We start from the raw sequence: 20,159 nt of genomic DNA, 5'->3' as shown, positions 1-20,159 counted from the left end.
TTGACCGCCGCTCCTGCCTTCGGGTCAATCCTCGGCAGGCGCGGCGTTGTCCAACTCCTCATCCGAGGGAAGGATCGCGACCTCGGGCAGCTCCTCGTCCATGGGCACTTCGGCCATGGGCTTGTCCGCCGGGCCCGAGTTCATCTTGGACGGCGGGCTGAAGGCGGGCCGGTCCGCCGGCGCGCCGCCTCCACGGCCGTGCACCAGCGTCTTGGTGTCGGAGCGGAAGGTGAGGTCCACCTTGTCGCCGCGCACCGCGGTCACCAGCCCGACGCCAAAGGTCGGGTGGTGGATGACCTGATCCACCCGGTAGGTGTCCTTGGGGCTGTACTTGGGCGCGCTGGCGATGTCCTTGCCCGCGAGCTGATCGTCGAAGGAGATGACCACCTTCTCCGCGCGCGTGGTGCGCGTGGTGCCGCTGGCCGCGCGCGCGGCCTTCGCCGTGGCGGCCTTCGTGGGACGGTCCGTGGTGCCGGGCTTGCCGCGGAACGCGTGTTCCCCGTTGCACGTGTTGCAGCGGACGCGTGCGATCTTCGGACCGACCATCGCCAGGATGGTGTGAGCGAGAGACATCTTGCAGCGGGTGCAGAGGGAATCCACCTCGCCGCCGACCTTCAGGGTAGCCATGCTGTTGTTTCGCTCTGGCCCGGCAACTCCCCTGAAGGGCGCGCCGGGCGTGGAAGGAAAAGGGTCGCGGAACATAACGGCCAGCCCCTGGAGGAGGAAGCCCCATCGCATCCCACCTGTCCGCCACGCGCGCGGCCCCCTGCCAACCAACCATGGCGGTGGGGGTGGGATAACCCGGCAAGGGACTTCGCTTGTGCGCGCGGCGGGGGCACGTAGAGTAGCCGGCCTGAACGCATGACCACCGAGACCCCCAGCAAACCGAACCGCCTGACCGGCGCCTTCGTCCAGTCGGTGGAGGGCTTCGGCAAGGGCCTCATCGACGTCGTCGCCACCATTGGCGGCGTGGTCGCCATGGGCCTGGACATCTTCCGCTGGAGCTTCCGGCGCCCCTACCGCCTGCACAACCTGTTCACCCAACTGGATTTCGTGGGGGTGGGCTCCATCTTCATCGTCGGGTTGACGGGCAGCTTCACCGGCATGGTGTTCGCCCTCCAGACGTCCACCGCCTTCGCCCTGTTCGACGCCGAAAGCCTGGTGGGCCCCACCGTGGCCCTGACGCTCACCCGCGAATTGTCCGCCGTGTTCGCCGCGCTGATGGTCACCATGCGCGCCGGCTCCGCCATGTGCACGGAGCTGGGCACCATGCGCGTCTCCGAACAGGTGGACGCGCTGGAGACCATGGCCGTCAACCCGGTGCAGTACCTGCTGGTGCCCCGGGTGCTCGCGGGCCTGTTCATGGTCCCCGCGCTCACCATGCTCTTCAACACCACGGGCATGACAGGCGCCTACATCGTCGCGGTGTTCGGCCTGGGCATCTCTCCCGGCACCTTCCTGTCGCGCACCCAGCAGTGGATGTCGCCTTCGGACGTCTATGAGGGCCTCCTCAAGGGCGCCATCTTCGGTCTGGCCGTGGCCCTCATCTGCTGCTTCAAGGGCTACAACGCCTCCGGCGGCGCCAAGGGCGTGGGTCAGGCCACCACGGAGGCGATGGTGTCCAGCGCCCTGGCCATCTTCATCCTCGATTTCATCGTCGGCATGATGATGCACTGATGGGCCCGCCGGACTCCCCCTCGGCCCGGCCCGCGTCCCCCGGGTCGACGAAGCCGATGATCGACATCGTGGACCTGCACAAGACCTTTGGCTCCACCAAGGTCCTCACCGGCATCAACCTCACCGTGCCGGCGGGCAGCACCTGCGTCATCCTGGGCGGCTCCGGCTCCGGCAAGACGGTGCTGATGAAGCACATGATCGGCCTGCTCAAGCCCGACACCGGCAAGGTCATCATCGACGGGGAGGACATCGTTCCCATGAGCGTGCAGGGCCTGCAGCAGGTCCGCCGCAGCTTCGGCATGGTGTTCCAGGCCGCCGCGCTCTTCGACTCCATGACGGTGTTCGAGAACGTCGCCTTCCCCCTGCGACAGCACACCTCGCTCTCCGAGGACGCCATCCGGGAGAAGGTGCGCAAGCGCCTGGACCTGATGAGCCTCAAGCCGGAGGTGGAGAACCGCTTCCCCGCGGACCTCTCCGGCGGCATGCGCAAGCGCGTGGGCCTGGCGCGCGCCGTGGTGTTGGACCCCAAGGTCGTCCTCTACGACGAGCCCACCACCGGCCTGGACCCCATCACCACCGACTCCGTGGATGAGATGATCCTCACCGCGCAGAAGGAACTGGGCGTCACCAGCGTGGTCATCAGCCACGACATCGCCTCCGCCTTCAACGTGGCGGATCAGATTGCCTTCCTCTCCAAGGGCGTCATCGTGGAGAACGGCCCCCCGGAACAACTGCGTGAATCCACGCAGCCCGCCGTCCAGGTCTTCCTCCAGACGTGGTTCGGCAAGAACTAGGGACCGCAAGAATTTCCGCCTCCCATGAAAAGCTGGCACCCGGCATGCAAATCGTTAGAGTCGCGCGCGGCCGGTAGCGCTCGGAGTCACATCAGGTGAAGAAGCTCGTCACGCCCTTCCGTGTGGGCCTGCTGGTCATCGCCGCGGGGGCATTCCTCATCACGTTCGTCTTGTTCGCCACCAAGGGCGGACTGAGCGACCGGGAATCCACCCAGGTGTGGGCCTATTTCCGGGACGCCTCCGGCCTCGCCGTGCGCGGCCGGGTGCAGATCGCCGGCATCCCCGTGGGGGAGATCAGCGACATCACCCTGGAGGGCACCCGCGCCAAGGTCTGGCTGAAGATCCGCAAGGGCGTGGATGTGCGCCAGGACGCGGCCATCACCAAGCGTTCGGAGTCGCTGCTGGGCGACTACCTGTTGGATCTGAACCCCGGCACCGAACAGGCGCCCGCGCTGGAGAACGGCGGGCAGATCCGCCGCGTCATCGACACGCAGGGCGTGGAGGCGGTGTTCGAGTCCCTGTCGCAGATCACCTCCGACATCCAGCAGGTGACGGGCGCGCTGCGCGAGGTGCTGGGAGGGGAGAAGGGCGCCGGCTCGCTGGAGCGCATCGTGGAGAACATGGTGCGCCTGTCGGACTCGGTGGACGCGACGGTGCGCCGCAACACGGACCGCCTGGACACCATCATGGCGAACGTGGAGGGCGTGTCCTCCGACGTGCGCGCCATCACCCAGAGCAACGGCGCGGACGTGGGCCGCATCGTCAACAACGTGGAGATGATCACCAAGGATGTTCGCGAGGTGCTGGGCACCGTCAAGAACATCGTGGGCAGCGGGGAAGGGGAGTTCAAGGAGAGCGTCTCCAGCCTCAAGCAGACCCTGGGCCGGCTGGACAACACGCTCGCCAACCTGGAGGACATCACCCGCAAGGTGAAGGACGGCGAGGGCGCCGCGGGCGCGCTGCTCACCGACGAGCAGTTGGGCCAGCGCGTCAACGAGGCTGTCTACGACATCTCCGACTTCGCCACCCGCCTCACCAACATCCAGACGGAAGTGAGCCTGGTCAGCCAATACCTGGTGTCCCAGGGCGCGTCGAAGAATGGCCTGTCGCTGCGGCTCATCACCAGGCCGGACAAGTACTACCTGCTGGAGATCATCGACGATCCTCGCGGTTCGGTGAGCACGCAGGTGGTGCAGACCAACCCGCCGTCGGAAGGCGACCCAGTCATCCAGACGCAGAAGGTGACCAAGGAGTCCTTCAAGGTCAGCCTCCAGTTCGCCAAGCGCTACTACTTCACCACGCTGCGCGTGGGTCTCATCGAATCCACGGGCGGTGTGGGCGCGGACCTGCACTTCTTCGACGACGCGCTCACCCTGAAGATGGACGCGTTCAACTTCTCCGCGGACGAGCTGCGCTACCCGCGCCTGCGCGCCACGCTGCGCGCCCAGGCGTTCGACCACCTGTTCGTGGTGGCGGGCATGGACGACATCATCAACGCCCAGCAGCGCGACACGGCCACCAAGCGCCTCATCGCCGGCCGCGACTTCTTCTTCGGCGCGGGCTTCTTCTTCACCGACGACGACCTGAAGTCCCTCATCGTCACCACGGGCATCCCCGCGCTCTAGGCCCGGGCCCCTCCGGGCCCTCGGGTCTCCCTTGTCCCCTTGACCTTGCGGGGCAGGTGTCGTACCCGGCACGGGCACGGGGTTTCCCTTCACGAAGCGCCGTGCCCTGACGCCAGCCGTTCGCGCCCGGTCACTCCCCAGGAAGCCCGCATGTCCCTTCTCGTCGTCGGTTCAATCGCGCTGGACTCGCTGGAAACGCCCTTCGGCAAGAAGGATGACGTGCTGGGCGGTTCGGCCACCTACTTCTCCACCACCGCGTCCTTCTTCGGGCCGGTGCAGTTGGTGGCGGTGGTGGGCGAGGACTTCCCGGAAGCCCACCTCCAGTTCCTGCGCGGGCGCGGCATCGACCTGGAGGGGCTCACCCGCGAGGCCGGCCGCACCTTCCGCTGGAAGGGCAAGTACGGCTGGGAGCTCAACGAGGCGCAGACGCTGGACACCCAGTTGAACGTGTTCGAGTCCTTCTCGCCCAACCTGCCGCAGGCGTACCGGGAGACCCCCTACGTCTTCCTGGGCAACATCCACCCGGAGCTCCAGTCGCGCGTGCTGGACCAGGTGAAGGCGCCCAAGCTGGTGGCCGCCGACACGATGAACTTCTGGATCCAGGGCAGCCGCCCCGCGCTCCTCAAGACGCTCAAGCGCGTGAACCTGCTCTTCATCAACGACGCGGAGGCGCGCCAGTTGTCCGGCGAGCACAACGTCGTGAAGGCCGCCCGCGCCATCCTGGCCATGGGCCCCACCCGCGTGGTCATCAAGCGCGGCGAGCACGGCGCGCTCCTCTTCGACCACGACCACATCTTCGCCTGCCCGGCGTTCCCCCTGTCGGAGGTGTTCGATCCCACCGGCGCGGGTGACACCTTCGCCGGTGGCTTCATGGGCACCCTGGCCACCGCGGCCTCCGACAAGGTGGACGGGCCGCTGCTGCGCAAGGCCATGGTCATGGGCAGCGTGATGGCCTCCTTCACCGTGGAGAAGTTCAGCCTGGAGCGTCTGCGCGAGGTGCAGCGGCCGGAGATCCACGCCCGCTTCGCCGAATTCAAGAAGCTCACCCACTTCGACGACCTGGGCCCCCTGGGCTGAAGCCCTCCAGGCAGCCGGGAAACACCGGCGATCCGGTGTGGAACTTGACGGGTCGCTCCCACCTTTCCTAGGCTCGCCCGAACGCAGTGGATGAATAAATCCGGCACGGCCACCCTTTTTCAGCCCGACCGTGGGTGGAGAGGCCCCTGCCGGGAGGTCACGGGTTGAGCGAAAACCGAAAGCACGCGCGGGTTGGCACCCACCTGCGCTGCTGGTGCGAGGGTGAGAACGTGACCCTGTATGCGCGCATCTCCAACTTGAGCGAGGGCGGCCTCTTCCTGCGGACGAGCACCCCCCTGGCGAAGGGTTCGCGGGCGCAGGTGCGGTTGTCGCAAGAGACGGACGCGGCGTTGCGTGCCGAGGCGACCGTCGTGTGGTTGCGCGGGGGCGAGCAGCCGGTTGGCCGTCCTCCGGGCATGGGCTTGAGATTCGAAGCGTTGGACGCGAACGCGCTGGCGAGCCTGCGGCGCATCATCTCCCAGCAGCAGACCTCCCCATAGGCTCCCCATGCGCATCGCCGTCATCTCCGACATCCACTCCAACATCGAGGCCCTCACGGAGGTCCTGAGGGTGGCGGAGCACCAGAAGGTGGACCGCTTCGTGTCGCTGGGGGACATCGTCGGCTACGGCGCGTCGCCCAATCCGTGCTGCGAGCTGGTGCGCTCGGTGGCGGAGATCACGCTCTTGGGCAACCACGACGCCGCGGTCGCCGGCCGGATGGACTACTCGTACTACTACGACGCCGCCCGGCACGCGCTCGACTGGAGCGCCAACGTCCTCTCCGACGAGAACCTGGCCTGGCTGCGCAGCCTTCCGTACACGTACCGGATTGGAGAGGTGGGCTTCTGCCACGGCTCGCCCATCGATCCGAAGGCGTACGAGTACATCTTCGCGCTGGAGCAGGCGCGGGAGCTGACGCCGTACGTGGCGGAGCTGCCGGAAGTCACATTCATCGGCCACAGCCACCTGTGCCGGGCGTTCGCCATTGGCAACGGCGAGGTGAACGACGTGGTGGCCCAGAAGTTCGTGCTGCGCAAGGGCTACAAGTACATCGTCTCCGTGGGCAGCGTGGGGCAGCCGCGCGACTACGACAACCGGGCCTGCTTCGTCATCTGCGACACGGACGCTCGCACGGTGGAGTACCTGCGCGTGGAGTACGATATCGAGACGTCCGCGCAGAAGATCTTCGACGCGGATCTCGCGCTGAACTTCGGCAAGCGCCTGTTCCTGGGCGTCTGAGGACCTGACGCCCCCGGTACGGAAAAGCGGCGCAACCGGGCGGAAGGTGGCATAAACCGGGGCTGTGCGTCCCCAGGTCCTCCGTCCGATGCGGCCCGTCATGGGCCTTGGCCTCGCCGCCCTCCTGTTCGTGCTCGGTGCGTCCGGGTGCCGTCGCGCTCCGGCGCCGCCGTCACCCGAATACGAGCAGGCCACGAAGCGCTGGAGTTCGCTGTACGCGCAGAAGCTGGACGACGCGTACCTGGACCCGGCCATCGGGGAGATTGAAGCGCTGCTGCAGCGCGTGCCCGCCGACAGCGTGGACTCCGCCGCGTCGCAGGACCTGCTGCGCCGCATCGACGAGGGCCGCACGCGGATGATGGCGACCGCCGCGGAGCAGCAGCGCGCGGTGGAGAGCGCCCAGGCCCTGCCCACCACCGACCCCTCACAGACGGGCATCGCGCAGCCGGAGGCCCTTCCGCAGGAGGCGCCGGTGGATGCCGGGCTGGGAGACGCGGGGATGAGCGGTCCGCAGGTGGGAACCCCGGCGTCCGAGCTGGTGGCGGGCTTCCAGGGCTGCTTCCAGCGGGGCATGCCCATCGACGTGCAGGGGCGGGGGATGCGGGATGGCTGGAAGCTGAGCGACCGGACGTCCTGCCGGCTGGAGTACCCCAGCCATGTGGACACCATCGTGTTGATTGAAGACGGCCGCGTGCTCTCGCTGTTACCCACCAGCGGAATGCGGACCGTGAAACGCTACGCGGACGGCGGCCTGGTTCCCGAGGACGCTGGCCGTTGAACCTCTTTTCCCTTCGTGACTGACGACCTTCGATGAACGAACAAACCTTCATGAAGTTGATGCGTGTGCTGCCCAAGTCGGCGGTGTCCTCCGCGGTGGGCCTGGCCACGCGCCTGCCCGCGCCGGCGCCGGTGCACCACTGGGCCATGCGCACCTTCGCCAAGGCGTACAACGTGGACATGGCGGAGGCGGAGCACGCCTTCGAGAGCTACCCCACCTTCGCCCAGTTCTTCACCCGCGGCCTCAAGCCGGGCCTGCGCCCGGTGGACCCGGGCAAGAACGTCGTCGTGTCGCCGGTGGATGGCCGGGTGTCCCAGGTGGGGTACTCGGACAACGGCCGGTGCCTCCAGGCGAAGGGCATCGAGTACACGGTGGACGAATTGCTGGGGGACGCGCAGGCCGCGAAGCCCTTCCACGGCGGCGCCTGGACGACGATCTACCTGTCGCCCCGGGACTACCACCGCATCCACGCCCCGCTGGGCGGCACCATCACCGGGTACGCGTACATCCCGGGTGAGTTCTGGCCGGTGAACCCCGCGTCGGTGAAGAACAAGCAGTCGCTGTTCTGCGTGAACGAGCGGCTGGTGACGTACCTGGACACGCCCGCCGGCAAGGTGGCGGTGGTCAAGGTGGGCGCCACGTGCGTGTCGCGCATCAAGGCGTCCTACGAGGACATCACCACCCACCTGGGCCAGCCGGGCAAGGTGCACCGCTACGGCGCGGGCATCCCGGTGGAGAAGGGTGGGGAGCTGGGCCGCTTCGAGATGGGCTCCACCGTCATCCTCTGCTTCGAGCCGAAGCGGGTGCGCTGGGACGAAAGCCTCCAGCCCGAAGCGGTGGTGCGCCTGGGCACGCGCATCGGGGAGTTCGTGTGAGTCAGAAGATCAACGGCGTGAAGGGGATGTACGACCTGCTGCCCGGCGACATCGAGGTCTGGCAGTTCGTGGAGGGCACGGCGCGCACGCTGTTCGGCCGCTTCGGCTACGGCGAGGTGCGCACGCCCATGGTGGAGGACACCGCCCTCTTCGTGCGCAGCGTGGGCGAGGAGACCGACATCGTCGGCAAGGAGATGTACACCTTCGAGGACAAGGGCGGCCGCAGCCTGTCCCTGCGTCCGGAGGGCACCGCGCCCGCGGCCCGCGCGTACATCGAGCACTCGGTGAGCAACGCGGAGCCGGTGTCGCGCTGGTTCTACATGGGGCCCATGTTCCGCTACGAGCGGATGCAGACGGGCCGCTACCGCCAGTTCTCCCAGATTGGCGCGGAGGCGTACGGCGCGAAGGAGCCCGCGCAGGACGTGGAGCTGATGGACCTGGTGGTGCAGTTCCTGGAGGCGCTGGGCCTCCAGGACGTCACCCTGAACATCAACTCGCTGGGCGACGACGCGTGCCGGCCCGCCTACCACGCGAAGCTGGTGGAGTACCTCAACGCGCACCGGGAAGAGCTGTGCGCGGACTGCCAGCAGCGGCTGGAGCGCAACCCGCTGCGCGTGCTCGACTGCAAGAACGAGAAGTGCCAGTCGGTGGCCGGGGCCGGGCCCAACGTCCTGGAGTTCCTGTGCGAGCCGTGCAGCGCGCACTTCAGTGACTTGCAGCGCAAGCTGGGCCTGCTGGGCATCCGCTACGTGGTGAACCACCGACTGGTGCGTGGCCTGGACTACTACACGCGCACCGTCTTCGAGTTCATCGCGTCGCACCCCGCGCTGCGCACCGCCAGCACCGTGGGTGGCGGCGGGCGCTACGACAAGATGATGAAGGGCCTGGGCGGGCCGGACGTGCCCGCGGTGGGCTTCGCCATGGGCCTGGACCGGCTGGTGCTCCTGCTGAAGGAGGGTGGCAAGACGTTCACCGCCCAGCCGGACCTGTTCATCGTCGCGGCGGATCAGGACGCGGCCTGCCAGGACGCGGCGCTGGCGCTGACCAGCCGCCTGCGCCGCGAGGGCTTCTACGTGGAGATCGACACGCGCGGCGGCAGCATCAAGAGCCAGATGAAGCGCGCGGACAAATCCGGCGCCCGCTTCTCCCTGGTGCTGGGCGGCAACGAGCTTGGCAGCGGGCAGGCGAAGCTCAAGCCGATGGCGGGCGGAGACCTCATCCCGGTCGCCCTGGACAGCGTGGGCACGACCCTGCGCGCCCAGCCGGCGGGACCGCCAGCAGCACCGCGGGGATGATCCGCCGCTGATCCTCCGACCTGGCGCACCGGGTCGGAGGGCAGGCGGCCGGCCTGTCTTCCCAGCAAATCCAGGAGTAAAGGTGTTAAGCATCGTAAGTCCCGGGAATCGCTGGGGGAATGAGGCCCCAAGGATTCGCGGGCGTTGAGAGGCTGGAGTAGATTCGGTCTCCGATGGCGAGCGTTCCCCGCACCGCATCCGTGATCGATGGCCCGCGCTGGATCCCCGTGGATGGGGACAGCATGTGGCCGTCGTTGCGCGCCGGTGACGTGGCGGAGGTGGAGCCGCTGGTGGAGGCGCCGCGTCCGGGCGAGGTGGTGCTGGCGCGCTTCGAGTCCTCGCTGGTGCTGCACCGGGTGCGCTGGTGTGACGGCGACGTGTGCGCGCTTCGCGGGGACAATGGCGAGGGTGAAGATCCGCCGCTGCCTGTCTTCCGTATCCTCGGGAAGGCGCGGCGCGTGCGCCGTGGGGGCACGGTGCTGGAGATGGAGCGCTGGGACGTGGGCCCCCGTCTCCTGGGCCGCTGGCGCGCGACGGTGAAGCGCCAACTGGCGACGTGGCTGGGAAGGACGGGCCGCTCATGAGCTTCGCGGAAGCCAGCGTTCCCCGCCGACGCGCGGGTGCTTCAGGCGAGTGGTTCGGGGCGGACTTCCTCGTGCTGGACGCGGAGGGGCGCACGCTGCGCGGCCTCAACGCGACGGCGGCTCGCATCTGGGCGTTGTGTGACGGCCAGAGCACGGCCCGGGCGGTGGCGGAAGCCGTGGCCCGGGAGTTTTCAACCGACGTGGGCCCGGTGTTGGCCGACACGCTGCGCTTCCTCACGGAATTGCAGCGGCGGGGGCTGGTGGATGAAGTGCGCGCGCCGGCCGGTGCCGCGCCTCGGGAGGTTCGATGATGCGAGGGCTCGTGGCCGTGCTGGCGGGAGTGGTGGCGCTGTCGGGGTGCTCGGAGGGTGTGGCCCCCCGGCCGCCTCCGACCGTGACGCCGGGGCAGGGAAGTGACAGCGCCGGACCGCTGGAGCCGACGGACGTGCTGAGCGGCGGCGGAAGCGTGGCCCGGCCTCCGCCCGAAGCGCCCGTGGCGGAGGAAGTGTCTCCGGTGGAAGTGCCGCCCCCGTCCGGGAGCGCTCAGGTGGTGGGGGCCGCGTCCGGCCCGGTGGGCCTGTCCCAGGTGGAGCAGGTGGACGTGGACTTCGTGGTCCGGGGCGTCCGGGGCCGGGGCCAGGTGGACGTGGAGTTCATCTCGCCCACCGGGCGGCCGTACGAGAAGCAGGGGCAGACGGTGGAGGCTCCGCCGGAGGAGTCCCGCACGCTGCGCTTCTCGCTGCCGGTGGCGGGCACGCTGGTGACCTCGTCGCGGATGACGGGCACGTGGCAGGCGCGCTTCTTCCTGGATGGCGTGCAGCTCGCCACCACCACCTTCACCCTGGAGCCGTGACGTGAGCGCCGCCATGAACCTGCGAACCTTCGCGCTCCTCGCCAGTGTACTGCTGCCCGCAGTGGGCTTCTCCCAGACCTGGACCGCCCGGATGGTGCCGTCGGCGGGAGAGACCGTCGCGCGGGTGGTGATGGACGAAGCGTCCGACCTCGTCGTGGAGGTGACGAACACGGCCTCGGCCGCGTACGACAACTCCCGGCTGTCGGAGGTGTCCTTCGTGCTGCCGGACGGCTACCAGTTCCTGGGCGGCCTTCCCGCGGCGGAGACGCCGGACTGGAAGATCGAATACTTCGACGTGCCGTCGCGGCGGCTCACCTTTCAGTCCGTCGTGGGCTGTTCGGAGGACGCGGAGCGGGGGCTGGCGCGGGGCGAGAGCGCGCGCTTCGTGCTGAGCGTGGTGGCCCCGCTGGACCGCGCGAACGACAAGGCCAATGAGCGGCTGGTGGCGGGGACCTATGGCCGCGACCAGTGCGATGGCACGGACTACACCATCAACCTGGCCACCTATTCGTGGACGCGCTCAAGCCTGTCCTCCACGGTGACGATGACGCCTCGCGGGGTGGCCACCAACGGGGCCGCCGTGGCCCGCGTCGTGGTGGAGAACCGCACCAACGCGAACACGGGGACGCTCACGGTGGACAACCCCACCTCCACGAGCGCGGTGCCGCTGACGACACTGACCAAGGAAGCGCCGTTCAACAAGACGGTGCCGCTCCGGGGCGCTGGCGTCTTCGTGATCAACGTGCGTCCGACCGCGGCCGGCACGGTGGCGGCCCGGGTCCGCGCGCGCGCGACCAGTGGCACCGTCACCGCGCCGCTGGTGGACTCACCGATGGTGGACGTGGGCGCCTTCGTCGCGGCGGCGGACATGGACGTGGTGGATGCGTTCGCGGACGAGCAGGTGACGCTGCGCCTCACGGTGCTCAACACGTCCACCGCGAACACCTACGCGAACGTTCACCCGCGCGCGCCGGTGCTGGTGGGCAACGCGACCGCGACGCTCGTGGCCGGGCCTTCGCCTGAGACGGTGGCGCAGTTGGCCCCGGGGGCCTCCGCGCAGTTCACGTGGCGCTTCCAGGTGTCTGGCGCGCCCGGCGCGAGCTTCCAGTTCCAGGCGCGGGCGGACGCGACGCTCAATGGCGCGGCGGTGGTGAGCGATCTGGTGACCGCTCGCAAGGGGCGCATCGTCCAGCAGCGCGTGCGGTTGAGCCACGAGGCGGTGTCCACCGCCGCGACGAACGTCACGTTCGCGTACACGGTGCAGAACCGCGGGCCGCAGCCGCTCATCGAGGTGAAGCTGTTCAAGCCGGCGGTGAACTACTTCGCCATCGCCGCGTCCGGGCCGCAGCAGGTGGATGACTGGACCCTGTACTACGACGACGCGTACTTCCTCTGGGAGTCGAACTCCGGCGAGGGCATCCCCCCGGGCGGCGAGCTCACCTTCCGCGTCACCTATTCGGGCTTCACCGCCGTCACCGGGGACACGGCGTTCCGCCACCGGTTGGAGCTGAACCAGGGCTACAACGATCCGCGCATCCACGTGAATGTCCCGGTGACGCTGCTCGCGGTAACGAGCGCGCCGGATGTCCAGCGCGTCACCGGCGTGGCGCGCGACGGCAGCGTGACGCTGACGTGGGACAACCCCTTCAACCACGGCGGCACCGTCGTGCTGCGCGCGCAAGGGACGACGGCGCCCAACACCGTGCCCGTCAGTGGCACGCAGTACGCGGTGGGCGACGTGCTAGGCAACGCGACGGTGGTGTACTCGGACGAGTTCAGCTCCGCCTCCAGCTTCACGGACACCTCCGTCACCAACGGCACGACGTACGTCTACCGCGTGTTCAACGCGGACGATGTGCTCCGGTATGGTCCGGGCACCCAGCCCACCTCGTTGGGTTTGTTGGCCACGCCGCGCGCCCGGACGGCGGGGCAGCCGCTGTGGTGCTACTCGGTGGGCCTGTCCTCGCTGTTCCAGCCCGTCACCGCGCTGGGCGAGGGCCTCTTCAGCTCCTTCAACGATTCGGTGGTGGGTAACCTCACCAGCGTGGCCAACCCGGCCGAGGACGGCGCGGAGCGCTTCCGGCCGGTGAAGCTGTCGGGCTCGGTCGGCAGCCGCTTCCCGGTGGTTCCGCTGCTGGGCCGGCCGGGGCAGCAGTTCCTCGTCGTGGGCGACCAGGCCGGTGTCCCGGCGGTGATCAACGCGGCCACGGGCGAGTTCCTGTGGCGCAACACCACGATTGGCCTGGGGAACATCAGCTCGTTCCCCGTCACGCAGTTGCTCGACTACGCGAACCCGGCGTACCGGGCGGTGTTCTCGAACGTGGACCTGGCCATCTTCGCGACGCGCCTGTCCTCCGCCACGCAGAACCAGGTCGTTGCGCTGAACGCGGCCACGGGCGCGTTCATCTGGCGCTACCGGCCCGGGGACCTGGGGATGATCAGCGGCGGCATGCTGGTGGACTACACGACGAACAAGCTCTACGTCGGGACGAAGACGGGCGTGGGTAACGTCAACACGCTGCGCGTCCTCAACAGCCTCACCGGTCAGGAGCTGGGACGGCGGGCGTTGGGGGACCTGGAGTTCGGCGTGGTGCGCAATCCGTCAACCAACCAGATCCTCGTCACGGCCCAGGACGGCACGGTGTACGGGCTGGATCCCGCCACGCTCGCGACGGTGTGGTCGGTGTCCCCCTTCGAGGCGCCGACGTCCGCCGCGTTCTCCCACTTCGTGCGCCCGCTGGGCCGGGGCTTCGTGGTCAGCATCGCCGACAAACCCGGTCAGATCGGCGCCGTCCAGCGCTGGGAGATGGGTGCGAACAACGTCCCCGAGAAGAAGTGGACGACGTCCATCGCGGGTCCGTCCGGCACCTTCGCCCTCAACGTGAGCGGCGTGGCGCGCGTCTACGTGGGCAGCTCGGACGGCAAGGTGCACCAACTCGATGCGGAGACCGGTGTCGATACAGGGCAGGTGTCGATGGGATCCGCGCAGAACATCGGCACGCCGACCATCGACCACACGGTGAGCCGGCTGCACGTCGGTTCAGCGGATGGTCGCATCTGCGCGTTCCCGGTGCCCTTCCCATGAGCGCTCGACCTCCGCAGCTTCAGGTGGCGCCTTCCGTGCCGAAGTCCACTCCGGCCGCGCCGGCCGTCTACGTGCCGCCCGCCATCCTTTGGGAGCAGCCCTTCGTCGCGCTGGCGCAGATCTCCGCCTGCAACATCCCCGGCGAATCGGAGTGCGTGCCGTGAGCAGCGGGGGCCCGTCGCCGGGTCCCCGTGACGCCGCGCTCCGGGTCACCCTTGCCGGGTGGACGGTGGCGCTGGACGTGGAGGACGGCGCGCTCGCCGTGGTGCTGCGGCGTGTGTTCGGCGCGTTCCTGGCTCCGGACGCCGGTGCCTCCGCCGATGCCCGGCTCGTGCTGCGGGCCCCTTCGACTTCGCGATCTCCGCCCGCCGTCCGGGAGCTGCCCCGGTTGGAGCCTGGCGCGTCGGGGACGCTGCGGGTGGAGGGGGAGGACTACGCGGCGGTGCTGTCCGCGGACCGGACCCACGCGGACGTCACCGGCGCCGGACGGTTCCCGGTGGAGACGGTGCTCAAGGTGATGCTCGCCTCGGCGCTGGCGAAGCGAGGGGGATTGCTGATCCACGGCGTGGGACTGGCCCGGGGTGAACGGGCTGCGTTGTTCGTGGGTGCCTCTGGCGCGGGCAAGAGCACCCTGGGTGGACTGTGGCGCGAGGCTGGAGGGACGGTGCTCGCGGATGAGCTGGTGGCGGTGTGGCCGGAGGACGGTGGGGGATGGCGGGCCGCCGGTACCCCGTGGAATGTCCTGAGCCATGCTTCCGAGGCCGCGCTCGTCGCGGTGGGCACGCTGGCGTGGGACGTGGATTCGCGGTGGGAAGCGCAGGGGGCAGGGGATGTGGCCCGCGTGCTGCTGCTCAATGCGCTGCTGCCCGAACCGACCGTGGCGGGCCGGGCCGCGCTCGTGGGAGCCGCGGGGCGGGTGTTGTCGTCGGTGGAGACGGCGCGGCTCGTGTTCGCGCGCGATGCCTCCGCGTCGGCGGTAGTGCGGACGCGATTGGACGGAGATGGGCAGGGGTAGGGCGGTGGCGCTGCGGATGCGGTTGGACGGGCAGGAGTAGGGCGGTGATGGTGCGGACGCGATTGGACGCGGCCGGGCCTGAGTCGGGCGGCGGCGCTGTGGACACATTGGGCTGCGAACCGGCGGTTTCACGAAGCGCCCGGCGCCCAGGGTTGCGTTCATCCCGCCGGGCTCGCGCCTGACGCGTGACTGCGTTACAGGGGGCGTCGGAGGCGGATGACGGTGGCTGAGACGCGGGTGCCTTTGACGGTGATCGCAGGGCCCACGGCGTCGGGAAAGACGGCGCTGGCCATCGCCTGGGCGCGCGAGGTGGGCGGGGAGATTGTCAGCGCGGACTCGCAGCAGGTGTATCGCGCCTTCGACATCGGCACCGCGAAGCCTTCCCCCGACGAGCTGTCCGCCGTGCCGCACCATCTCGTGTCGGACGTGGATCCGCTGGAGGCCTTCTCCGCCGCCGAGTACCAACGCCGAGCGGACGCGGCCATCGCGGACATCGCTTCACGCGGGCGACCGGTGTTCATCGTCGGAGGCACCGGCCTCTACCTTCGCGTGCTCCTGCATGGCGTGGTGGACGCCCCCGGCGCCCTCCCGTCACTGCGCGCGGAATTGGAGGCGGTGGCGACGGAGCAGGGGAGGGAGGCCGTGCACCGCCGGCTGGCCGAAGTGGATCCGGAGACCGCGGCGAAGCTGCCGCCCCAGGACCTGGTGCGCGTCGTCCGGGCCCTGGAGATCCACGCCCAGACGGGCATCCCGGCCTCGGAGTTCCGCCGCGCCCATGCCTTCGCGCCGGACCGCTACCCCTTCCGCCTGTTCGTGCTCAACCCTCCGCGCGAAGCGCTGTATGCCGCCATCAACACGCGCACCGAGGCGCTGTTCGCCCAGGGGCTCGTGGAGGAGACACGGTCCCTGCTGGAGCGCGGTTACTCGGACGCCGCGCCCATGCGCAGCGTCGGCTACGTGCAGGCCCGCGCCGTGGTGGAAGGGCGGATGACTCGCGAGGAGGCCGTCCTCGACACCGCTCAGGAGACCCGGCGGTACGCCAAGCGTCAGCTCACCTGGTTCCGCAGGGAACCCGGCGCGGTGTTCCTCGCGCCTCCGTACGTCCGCCCCGAACCCTGATCGCGGCTGCCCGCCAGGGCACGCGCTCGCTCCTCCGTCCCGCCCTGACGGGAGGTGCGGATTGTTGCCACCCCTGGGCACTCCCATGTTCCAGGGAGAACGCTTCCAGCGAGTCCGCTCCCGGACCGGCAGACGGCCGAGGGTGCCCGATGCCGGAGGCCACCACCGCGGAGAGCACGATGGAAACGAGATTCGAACGCGCACCGGAAACCCGACCGGAGCGTCCTCCCCGAGGTGCCTCGGCCCTCTGGGGCGCCCCCTTCCTCCTGGGCATCCTGACGGCGGTGGCCGGCTTCGTGCTGCTGGGGGCCACCTTCTTCACCAGCATCGTCACCATCTACTTCGTGGGCATGATGCTGGTGATTGGCGGCATCGCGGAGATCGTCGCCGCCATCCGGATGCGCACCCAGTCCGGTGAGGGCAAAGGCCTGTTCTGGTCCTTCATGCTGGGCGGCGTCCTCACCACCGTGGTCGGCATCCTCACCGTCATGTTCCCGGGGGCCGGGCTCGCATCCCTTACGCTGCTGCTCGCCGGCTACTTCTTCGCCAACGGCCTCTTCCACGCCATCACGGCCGTCATGGACCGCTATGCGCAGTGGGGATGGGACGCCGCCTACGGCCTCATCTCCCTCTTCCTGGGCGTCAGCATCATGTCCCAGTGGCCAGCGTCCTCCGTCTGGCTGGTGGGCACGCTCGTCGGGATCGCCGTGCTCTTCCGAGGCATCGCGATGATGTCCGGTTCCCTGGCACTGCGCCGGGGCATCCGCCGCGTCACGGCCTGACGAAAGCGCGACCGGGGCCGGGCGGAATCCTCCTGGGAGGCCGCTCGGCCATGTCGTACTGTGAGTGAATTTAAAGATAGCAGCGGGTGAAGCCCAGCCCGTGTAGCGGATGCGATAGATGACGCCGTTCGCATCGTCCGCGACGAGCAGCGTGCCGTCGCCAGCGACCGCCGTGCCGACCAACCGCCCGAACTGGGTGGGGCCGTCCGCCCCGAGCCAGCCGGACGCGAAGTCCTCGATGGCGGTGGGATTTCCCTGCGCGTCGAAGCGCACGCGGACGAGCTTGTAGCCCGTGGGCGGATTGCGGTTCCAGGAGCCGCGCATCGCCACGAAGGCATCGCCGCGGTACTCGGCGGGGAAGTTGGCGCCCGTGTAGAAGGTCAGGCTCATGGGCGCCGAGTGCGCCTGGTACTCCAGCACGGAGGGCTGCGTCTTCGCGCAGTACTCCGGCCGCGACGACCAGGCCCTGCAGGCCCGTCTCGCGGTCCAACCCGGCTTCTCCCCCGGCACCGACTTCAGGTCGGAGCTCCGCGGGGCGGAGCCGGGGATGCGTCAGGAGGCGTAGCGGTCTTCGCCGAACGGGCCCACGGAAGCGGGGCGCGCGACGGCCGGAGTGTTGTCGACCGGCTCCGGCACGCGTCCGGTGAGCTGGCAGAGCAGGCGGTCCGGATTCACCGGCTTGGGCAGGAAGGCCTCCGCGCCCGCGTCGAGCGCGCGCTGCCGCACGTGCGGACGGTTGAGCCCGCTCATCACCAGCACGCGGGTGTCCCGGGTGAGCGGGTGCTGCTTCAGGCCCTCGCACAGGCGCAGGCCGTCCACCCAGTGCAGCACCACGTCCAGCAGGATGGCGGTGGGCGGACGCCGCGCCACCGCGCAGAACAGCGCCAGCTCGTCCGCGAACGACACCACGCGCGCGCCGGTGCTCTCCAACAGCAGCGTCAACGCCTCGCGCGTGTCCGCGTCGTCGTCCACCACGTAGTACAGGTCAGGCTCCACCTCCGGCACCATCGTGGGCACGGGCTCCATCGGCGTGCGCAGCCACGAGCCCACGACCTCGCGCACGCCCGCCCAGCGCGCCGCGGCCAGCAGCGACAGCGGGGTGGGGGCGCTCAGGCCCAGCACGCCGCCGCCGTAGACTCCGCCCAGGGTGTGCTTCGCACGCGCCGCGACGAAGGCCGCCGGGGCCCGCTTGCCCGCGCGCCTCAACCACGAGACGGCGCGCGCTCCGGCCGCCGCGTCCTCCATCAGCTCGCCCAGCCCGTCACGCACATACCGGCGCTCCAGCGAAGGCGCATCCAGACTCCCGTCCAGCAGCGCCACCGCGGCGCGGCTGCACGACGCCAGCGTCTCCGACAAGCCCACCTGCAGCGGGTGCCCGAAGGCGGCCGGCCCCACCACCAACTGCCCGGGCGCCACCAGCGTGCGACCGGGGCCGTAGGGCAGGCGCGTCGTCTCCAGCGCGGCGACCTCGAAGCCTTCCTCCAACAGGCCGTCTCTCGCGGCCATCATCAGCACCTGGCACAGGTCCGCGGGCGTCACCGCCGCGCCGAAGGCCAGCGCGTACACGGAGCCCGCACCCGGGATGAGGAACAGCGCATCCACCGCGGGCAGCGGCGACACCCAGAGGCGCGCCACCGGCATCAGCTCCCGGCCCACCATCGCGCCCTTGAGCCGCGCCTGCACCGCGGGCATGGACGGCGCCGGACGGAAGCCCTTGAAGAAGGCATCGCCCAGGAGCGGCCCCGCGCCGGCGGCCAGCGCCACCGCGTGGAAGCGCTCGCCACTTCCCTGGGCCCGGACGACCAGCGGGCCCGCGTTGCGCACCGCCGTGGGTGCATCCGGCGCGGGCGCCTGCCGCTCCACGCGCTCCACATTGCGGTTCACGAAGCGGGCGCCCTGCGAACTGGCCGCGGTGGACAGCACCTGCCGCACCAGATCCAGACCGCCTTCACCCTGGGGCCAGCCATCCACCACCCACAGGCCTCCGGGAGCGCACGGCAACAGCTCACGCTCGCCCTGGGAGATGATCTCCACGCCGCGCAGCTCGTGCGTGCGCCACTCGGGAGGAATGCGGCAGCCGAGCGCCGCCAGCCGCGAGCGGCATTCGGGGGTCAGCAGGGCAGGGGGCGCGGTGCGCTCCTCGGTGCCCCCCGCGTAGACGCGCACGTCCAGGGCCACGCCCCGGGCGCGACCATTGAAGAGCAGCGAGGCCGCGAGGCCCGCCCCGGCGATGCCGCCGCCGACGATCGCCACCCTCGAACCACTCGCCAGCTTGCTGATCCCGCTCATCGCGCGCCCTCGATCCTTCCCGCCATCAGTGCCGCTGCGCCGGTGAGCCATGGAGGGACTGGCCGTACACCACCACCCGGTCGCGTCCCTCCCGCTTGGCCTCGTACAGCGCTGCGTCCGCTGCCTTCAGCAATGCTTCCGTGCTCTCGCGCGGGTTCTCGGCCGTGTGGTCGGCCACGCCCACGCTGATGCTCAACCCGAACGGCGCCGGGCGACCGTCGCTGCGCTGCACGTTCACGCCGCGCAGCTCCGTGCGCAGCCGCTCCGCGAACACCGCCGCTTCCAGGGACGTCTGGTGGGGCAGCAGCACCACGAACTCGTCGCCACCGAAGCGCGCCGCGAAGTCGGACTCGCGCAGGTTGCCCTGCATCAGCGTCGCCAGGGACAGGATGGCGCGGTTGCCCACGTCGTGCCCCATGCCGTCGTTGATGGCCTTCAGGTGATCCAGGTCGATGACCACCACGCTCAGCGAGTAGCCGTAGCGCAGCGCGCGTTTGAACTCGTCATCCAGCCGCACCGACAGCGCGCGGAAGTTCGCCAGGCCCGTGAGCGCGTCCGTCTGCGCCAGCACCTGGAGCTTGCGCTGCTGCTCGCTCTGGCGCACCGCCCGGTCGATACGGGCGAGCAGCTCGCGCGAGCTCGCCGGCTTGTGGATGAAGTCCACGGCGCCCATCTCCAGACATTTCTCCAGGGTCGCCTCGTCCGCGTCCCCTGTGAGGAAGATGACGGGCACCATCTCCGTGCGCACGTCGCCCTGGAGCGTCTCCAGGACCGCCAGCCCATCCCCGGAGGGCAGGAACCGGTCCAGGAGGACGAGGTCCGGACGGTGCTCTCGCGCCAGCTCCACGCCCGCGCCCGCGTCCGCCGCGGCCAGGACGTCGAAGCGGGGGGCGAGCAGGTCCATCAGGCCCTCGCGCACACCGGCGTCGTCTTCGATGATGAGGAGAAGCGCCCGCTCACTGCCGCGGCCGTGCCGTTCCATGAACTGGTTCGCTCCGCTCGCCGTGCCTGAAATGGCAGGCCGAAAGTCTCGGGCGCCACGCCCTTCGAGGTGCTCCCCTCGCCCTTGCGC

General features: G+C 69.7%; 22 protein-coding genes. 19 read left to right on the top strand and 3 right to left on the bottom strand.

Features of this window, described 5'->3' with window-relative positions; genetic code table 11:
• Positions 1-24 precede the first annotated feature (24 nt).
• On the bottom strand, positions 25-627 hold the full coding sequence (locus tag D7V88_RS17795) for a hypothetical protein (protein WP_120541838.1): 603 nt from the start codon (positions 625-627) through the stop codon (positions 25-27).
• Between the two features lie 234 nt (positions 628-861).
• On the opposite strand from D7V88_RS17795, the gene D7V88_RS17790 reads away from it, so the two are divergent.
• The 19 genes from D7V88_RS17790 (at position 862) to D7V88_RS43035 (ending at position 17,363) form a co-directional block, all read left to right on the top strand.
• Positions 862-1,677, top strand: coding sequence for an MlaE family ABC transporter permease (locus tag D7V88_RS17790; protein ID WP_120541837.1), 816 nt, complete (start codon positions 862-864; stop codon positions 1,675-1,677).
• Between the two features lie 56 nt (positions 1,678-1,733).
• The gene (locus D7V88_RS17785; RefSeq protein ID WP_120541836.1) at positions 1,734-2,471 is read left to right on the top strand and encodes an ABC transporter ATP-binding protein; all 738 of its coding nucleotides are present in this window, start codon (positions 1,734-1,736) and stop codon (positions 2,469-2,471) included.
• Positions 2,472-2,566: 95 nt separating this feature from the next.
• On the top strand, positions 2,567-4,096 hold the full coding sequence (locus tag D7V88_RS17780) for an MlaD family protein (protein ID WP_120541835.1): 1,530 nt from the start codon (positions 2,567-2,569) through the stop codon (positions 4,094-4,096).
• 150 nt (positions 4,097-4,246) lie between these two features.
• On the top strand, positions 4,247-5,173 hold the full coding sequence (locus tag D7V88_RS17775; protein ID WP_120541834.1) for a PfkB family carbohydrate kinase: 927 nt from the start codon (positions 4,247-4,249) through the stop codon (positions 5,171-5,173).
• Between the two features lie 164 nt (positions 5,174-5,337).
• On the top strand, positions 5,338-5,673 hold the full coding sequence (locus D7V88_RS17770) for a TIGR02266 family protein (RefSeq protein ID WP_120541833.1): 336 nt from the start codon (positions 5,338-5,340) through the stop codon (positions 5,671-5,673).
• Between the two features lie 7 nt (positions 5,674-5,680).
• Positions 5,681-6,412: a metallophosphoesterase family protein gene (locus D7V88_RS17765; protein WP_120535203.1), complete on the top strand. Its 732-nt coding sequence runs from the start codon at positions 5,681-5,683 to the stop codon at positions 6,410-6,412.
• A 100-nt stretch (positions 6,413-6,512) separates the two neighbouring features.
• Entirely contained in the window at positions 6,513-7,190 is a 678-nt protein-coding gene (locus D7V88_RS17760; protein WP_120541848.1) for a hypothetical protein, read from the top strand.
• A 32-nt stretch (positions 7,191-7,222) separates the two neighbouring features.
• Positions 7,223-8,065: an archaetidylserine decarboxylase gene (asd, locus tag D7V88_RS17755; protein ID WP_120541832.1), complete on the top strand. Its 843-nt coding sequence runs from the start codon at positions 7,223-7,225 to the stop codon at positions 8,063-8,065.
• Positions 8,066-8,091: 26 nt separating this feature from the next.
• On the top strand, positions 8,092-9,360 hold the full coding sequence (gene hisS, locus D7V88_RS17750; protein ID WP_244238212.1) for a histidine--tRNA ligase: 1,269 nt from the start codon (positions 8,092-8,094) through the stop codon (positions 9,358-9,360).
• Positions 9,361-9,533: 173 nt separating this feature from the next.
• Positions 9,534-9,944 (top strand): S24/S26 family peptidase, encoded by a 411-nt coding sequence (locus D7V88_RS17745; RefSeq protein WP_279636043.1) that lies wholly within the window; start codon positions 9,534-9,536, stop codon positions 9,942-9,944.
• Positions 9,941-10,255 carry a PqqD family protein gene (locus D7V88_RS17740; protein WP_120541830.1) on the top strand — a complete coding sequence of 105 codons (315 nt, stop codon included), beginning with the start codon at positions 9,941-9,943 and terminating at the stop codon, positions 10,253-10,255. Before D7V88_RS17745 ends, D7V88_RS17740 begins: the two co-directional genes overlap by 4 nt.
• On the top strand, positions 10,252-10,797 hold the full coding sequence (locus D7V88_RS17735; protein WP_120541829.1) for a hypothetical protein: 546 nt from the start codon (positions 10,252-10,254) through the stop codon (positions 10,795-10,797). Before D7V88_RS17740 ends, D7V88_RS17735 begins: the two co-directional genes overlap by 4 nt.
• A gap of 13 nt (positions 10,798-10,810) precedes the next feature.
• Positions 10,811-13,882, top strand: coding sequence for an outer membrane protein assembly factor BamB family protein (locus tag D7V88_RS17730; protein WP_244238210.1), 3,072 nt, complete (start codon positions 10,811-10,813; stop codon positions 13,880-13,882).
• Positions 13,879-14,046 (top strand): hypothetical protein, encoded by a 168-nt coding sequence (locus tag D7V88_RS43045; RefSeq protein WP_158625095.1) that lies wholly within the window; start codon positions 13,879-13,881, stop codon positions 14,044-14,046. Before D7V88_RS17730 ends, D7V88_RS43045 begins: the two co-directional genes overlap by 4 nt.
• Positions 14,043-14,897, top strand: a complete 855-nt coding sequence (locus tag D7V88_RS17725; RefSeq protein WP_167509855.1) for a hypothetical protein — start codon at positions 14,043-14,045, stop codon at positions 14,895-14,897. Before D7V88_RS43045 ends, D7V88_RS17725 begins: the two co-directional genes overlap by 4 nt.
• Positions 14,898-15,134: 237 nt before the next feature.
• Entirely contained in the window at positions 15,135-16,016 is an 882-nt protein-coding gene (gene miaA, locus D7V88_RS17720) for a tRNA (adenosine(37)-N6)-dimethylallyltransferase MiaA (RefSeq protein WP_244238211.1), read from the top strand.
• Positions 16,017-16,195: 179 nt separating this feature from the next.
• Complete coding sequence (locus D7V88_RS17715; RefSeq protein WP_120541845.1) at positions 16,196-16,798, top strand: HdeD family acid-resistance protein; 603 nt, start codon at positions 16,196-16,198, stop codon at positions 16,796-16,798.
• A 118-nt stretch (positions 16,799-16,916) separates the two neighbouring features.
• On the top strand, positions 16,917-17,087 hold the full coding sequence (locus tag D7V88_RS43040) for a hypothetical protein (RefSeq protein ID WP_158625094.1): 171 nt from the start codon (positions 16,917-16,919) through the stop codon (positions 17,085-17,087).
• Between the two features lie 99 nt (positions 17,088-17,186).
• Positions 17,187-17,363 (top strand): hypothetical protein, encoded by a 177-nt coding sequence (locus tag D7V88_RS43035; protein ID WP_158625093.1) that lies wholly within the window; start codon positions 17,187-17,189, stop codon positions 17,361-17,363.
• Here the strand turns inward: D7V88_RS43035 and D7V88_RS17705 are convergent.
• Positions 17,351-19,087 (bottom strand): response regulator, encoded by a 1,737-nt coding sequence (locus D7V88_RS17705; protein ID WP_120541826.1) that lies wholly within the window; start codon positions 19,085-19,087, stop codon positions 17,351-17,353. The two genes, D7V88_RS43035 and D7V88_RS17705, sit on opposite strands and share 13 nt — an antisense overlap.
• Before the next feature lie 25 nt (positions 19,088-19,112).
• Positions 19,113-20,069, bottom strand: coding sequence for a diguanylate cyclase (locus D7V88_RS17700; protein ID WP_120541825.1), 957 nt, complete (start codon positions 20,067-20,069; stop codon positions 19,113-19,115).
• Between the last annotated feature and the right edge of the window lie 90 nt (positions 20,070-20,159).

Source organism: Corallococcus terminator, assembly GCF_003611635.1.
Taxonomy (GTDB): Bacteria; Myxococcota; Myxococcia; order Myxococcales; family Myxococcaceae; genus Corallococcus; species Corallococcus terminator.
This window is presented reverse-complemented; position numbering and strand designations above follow the sequence as displayed.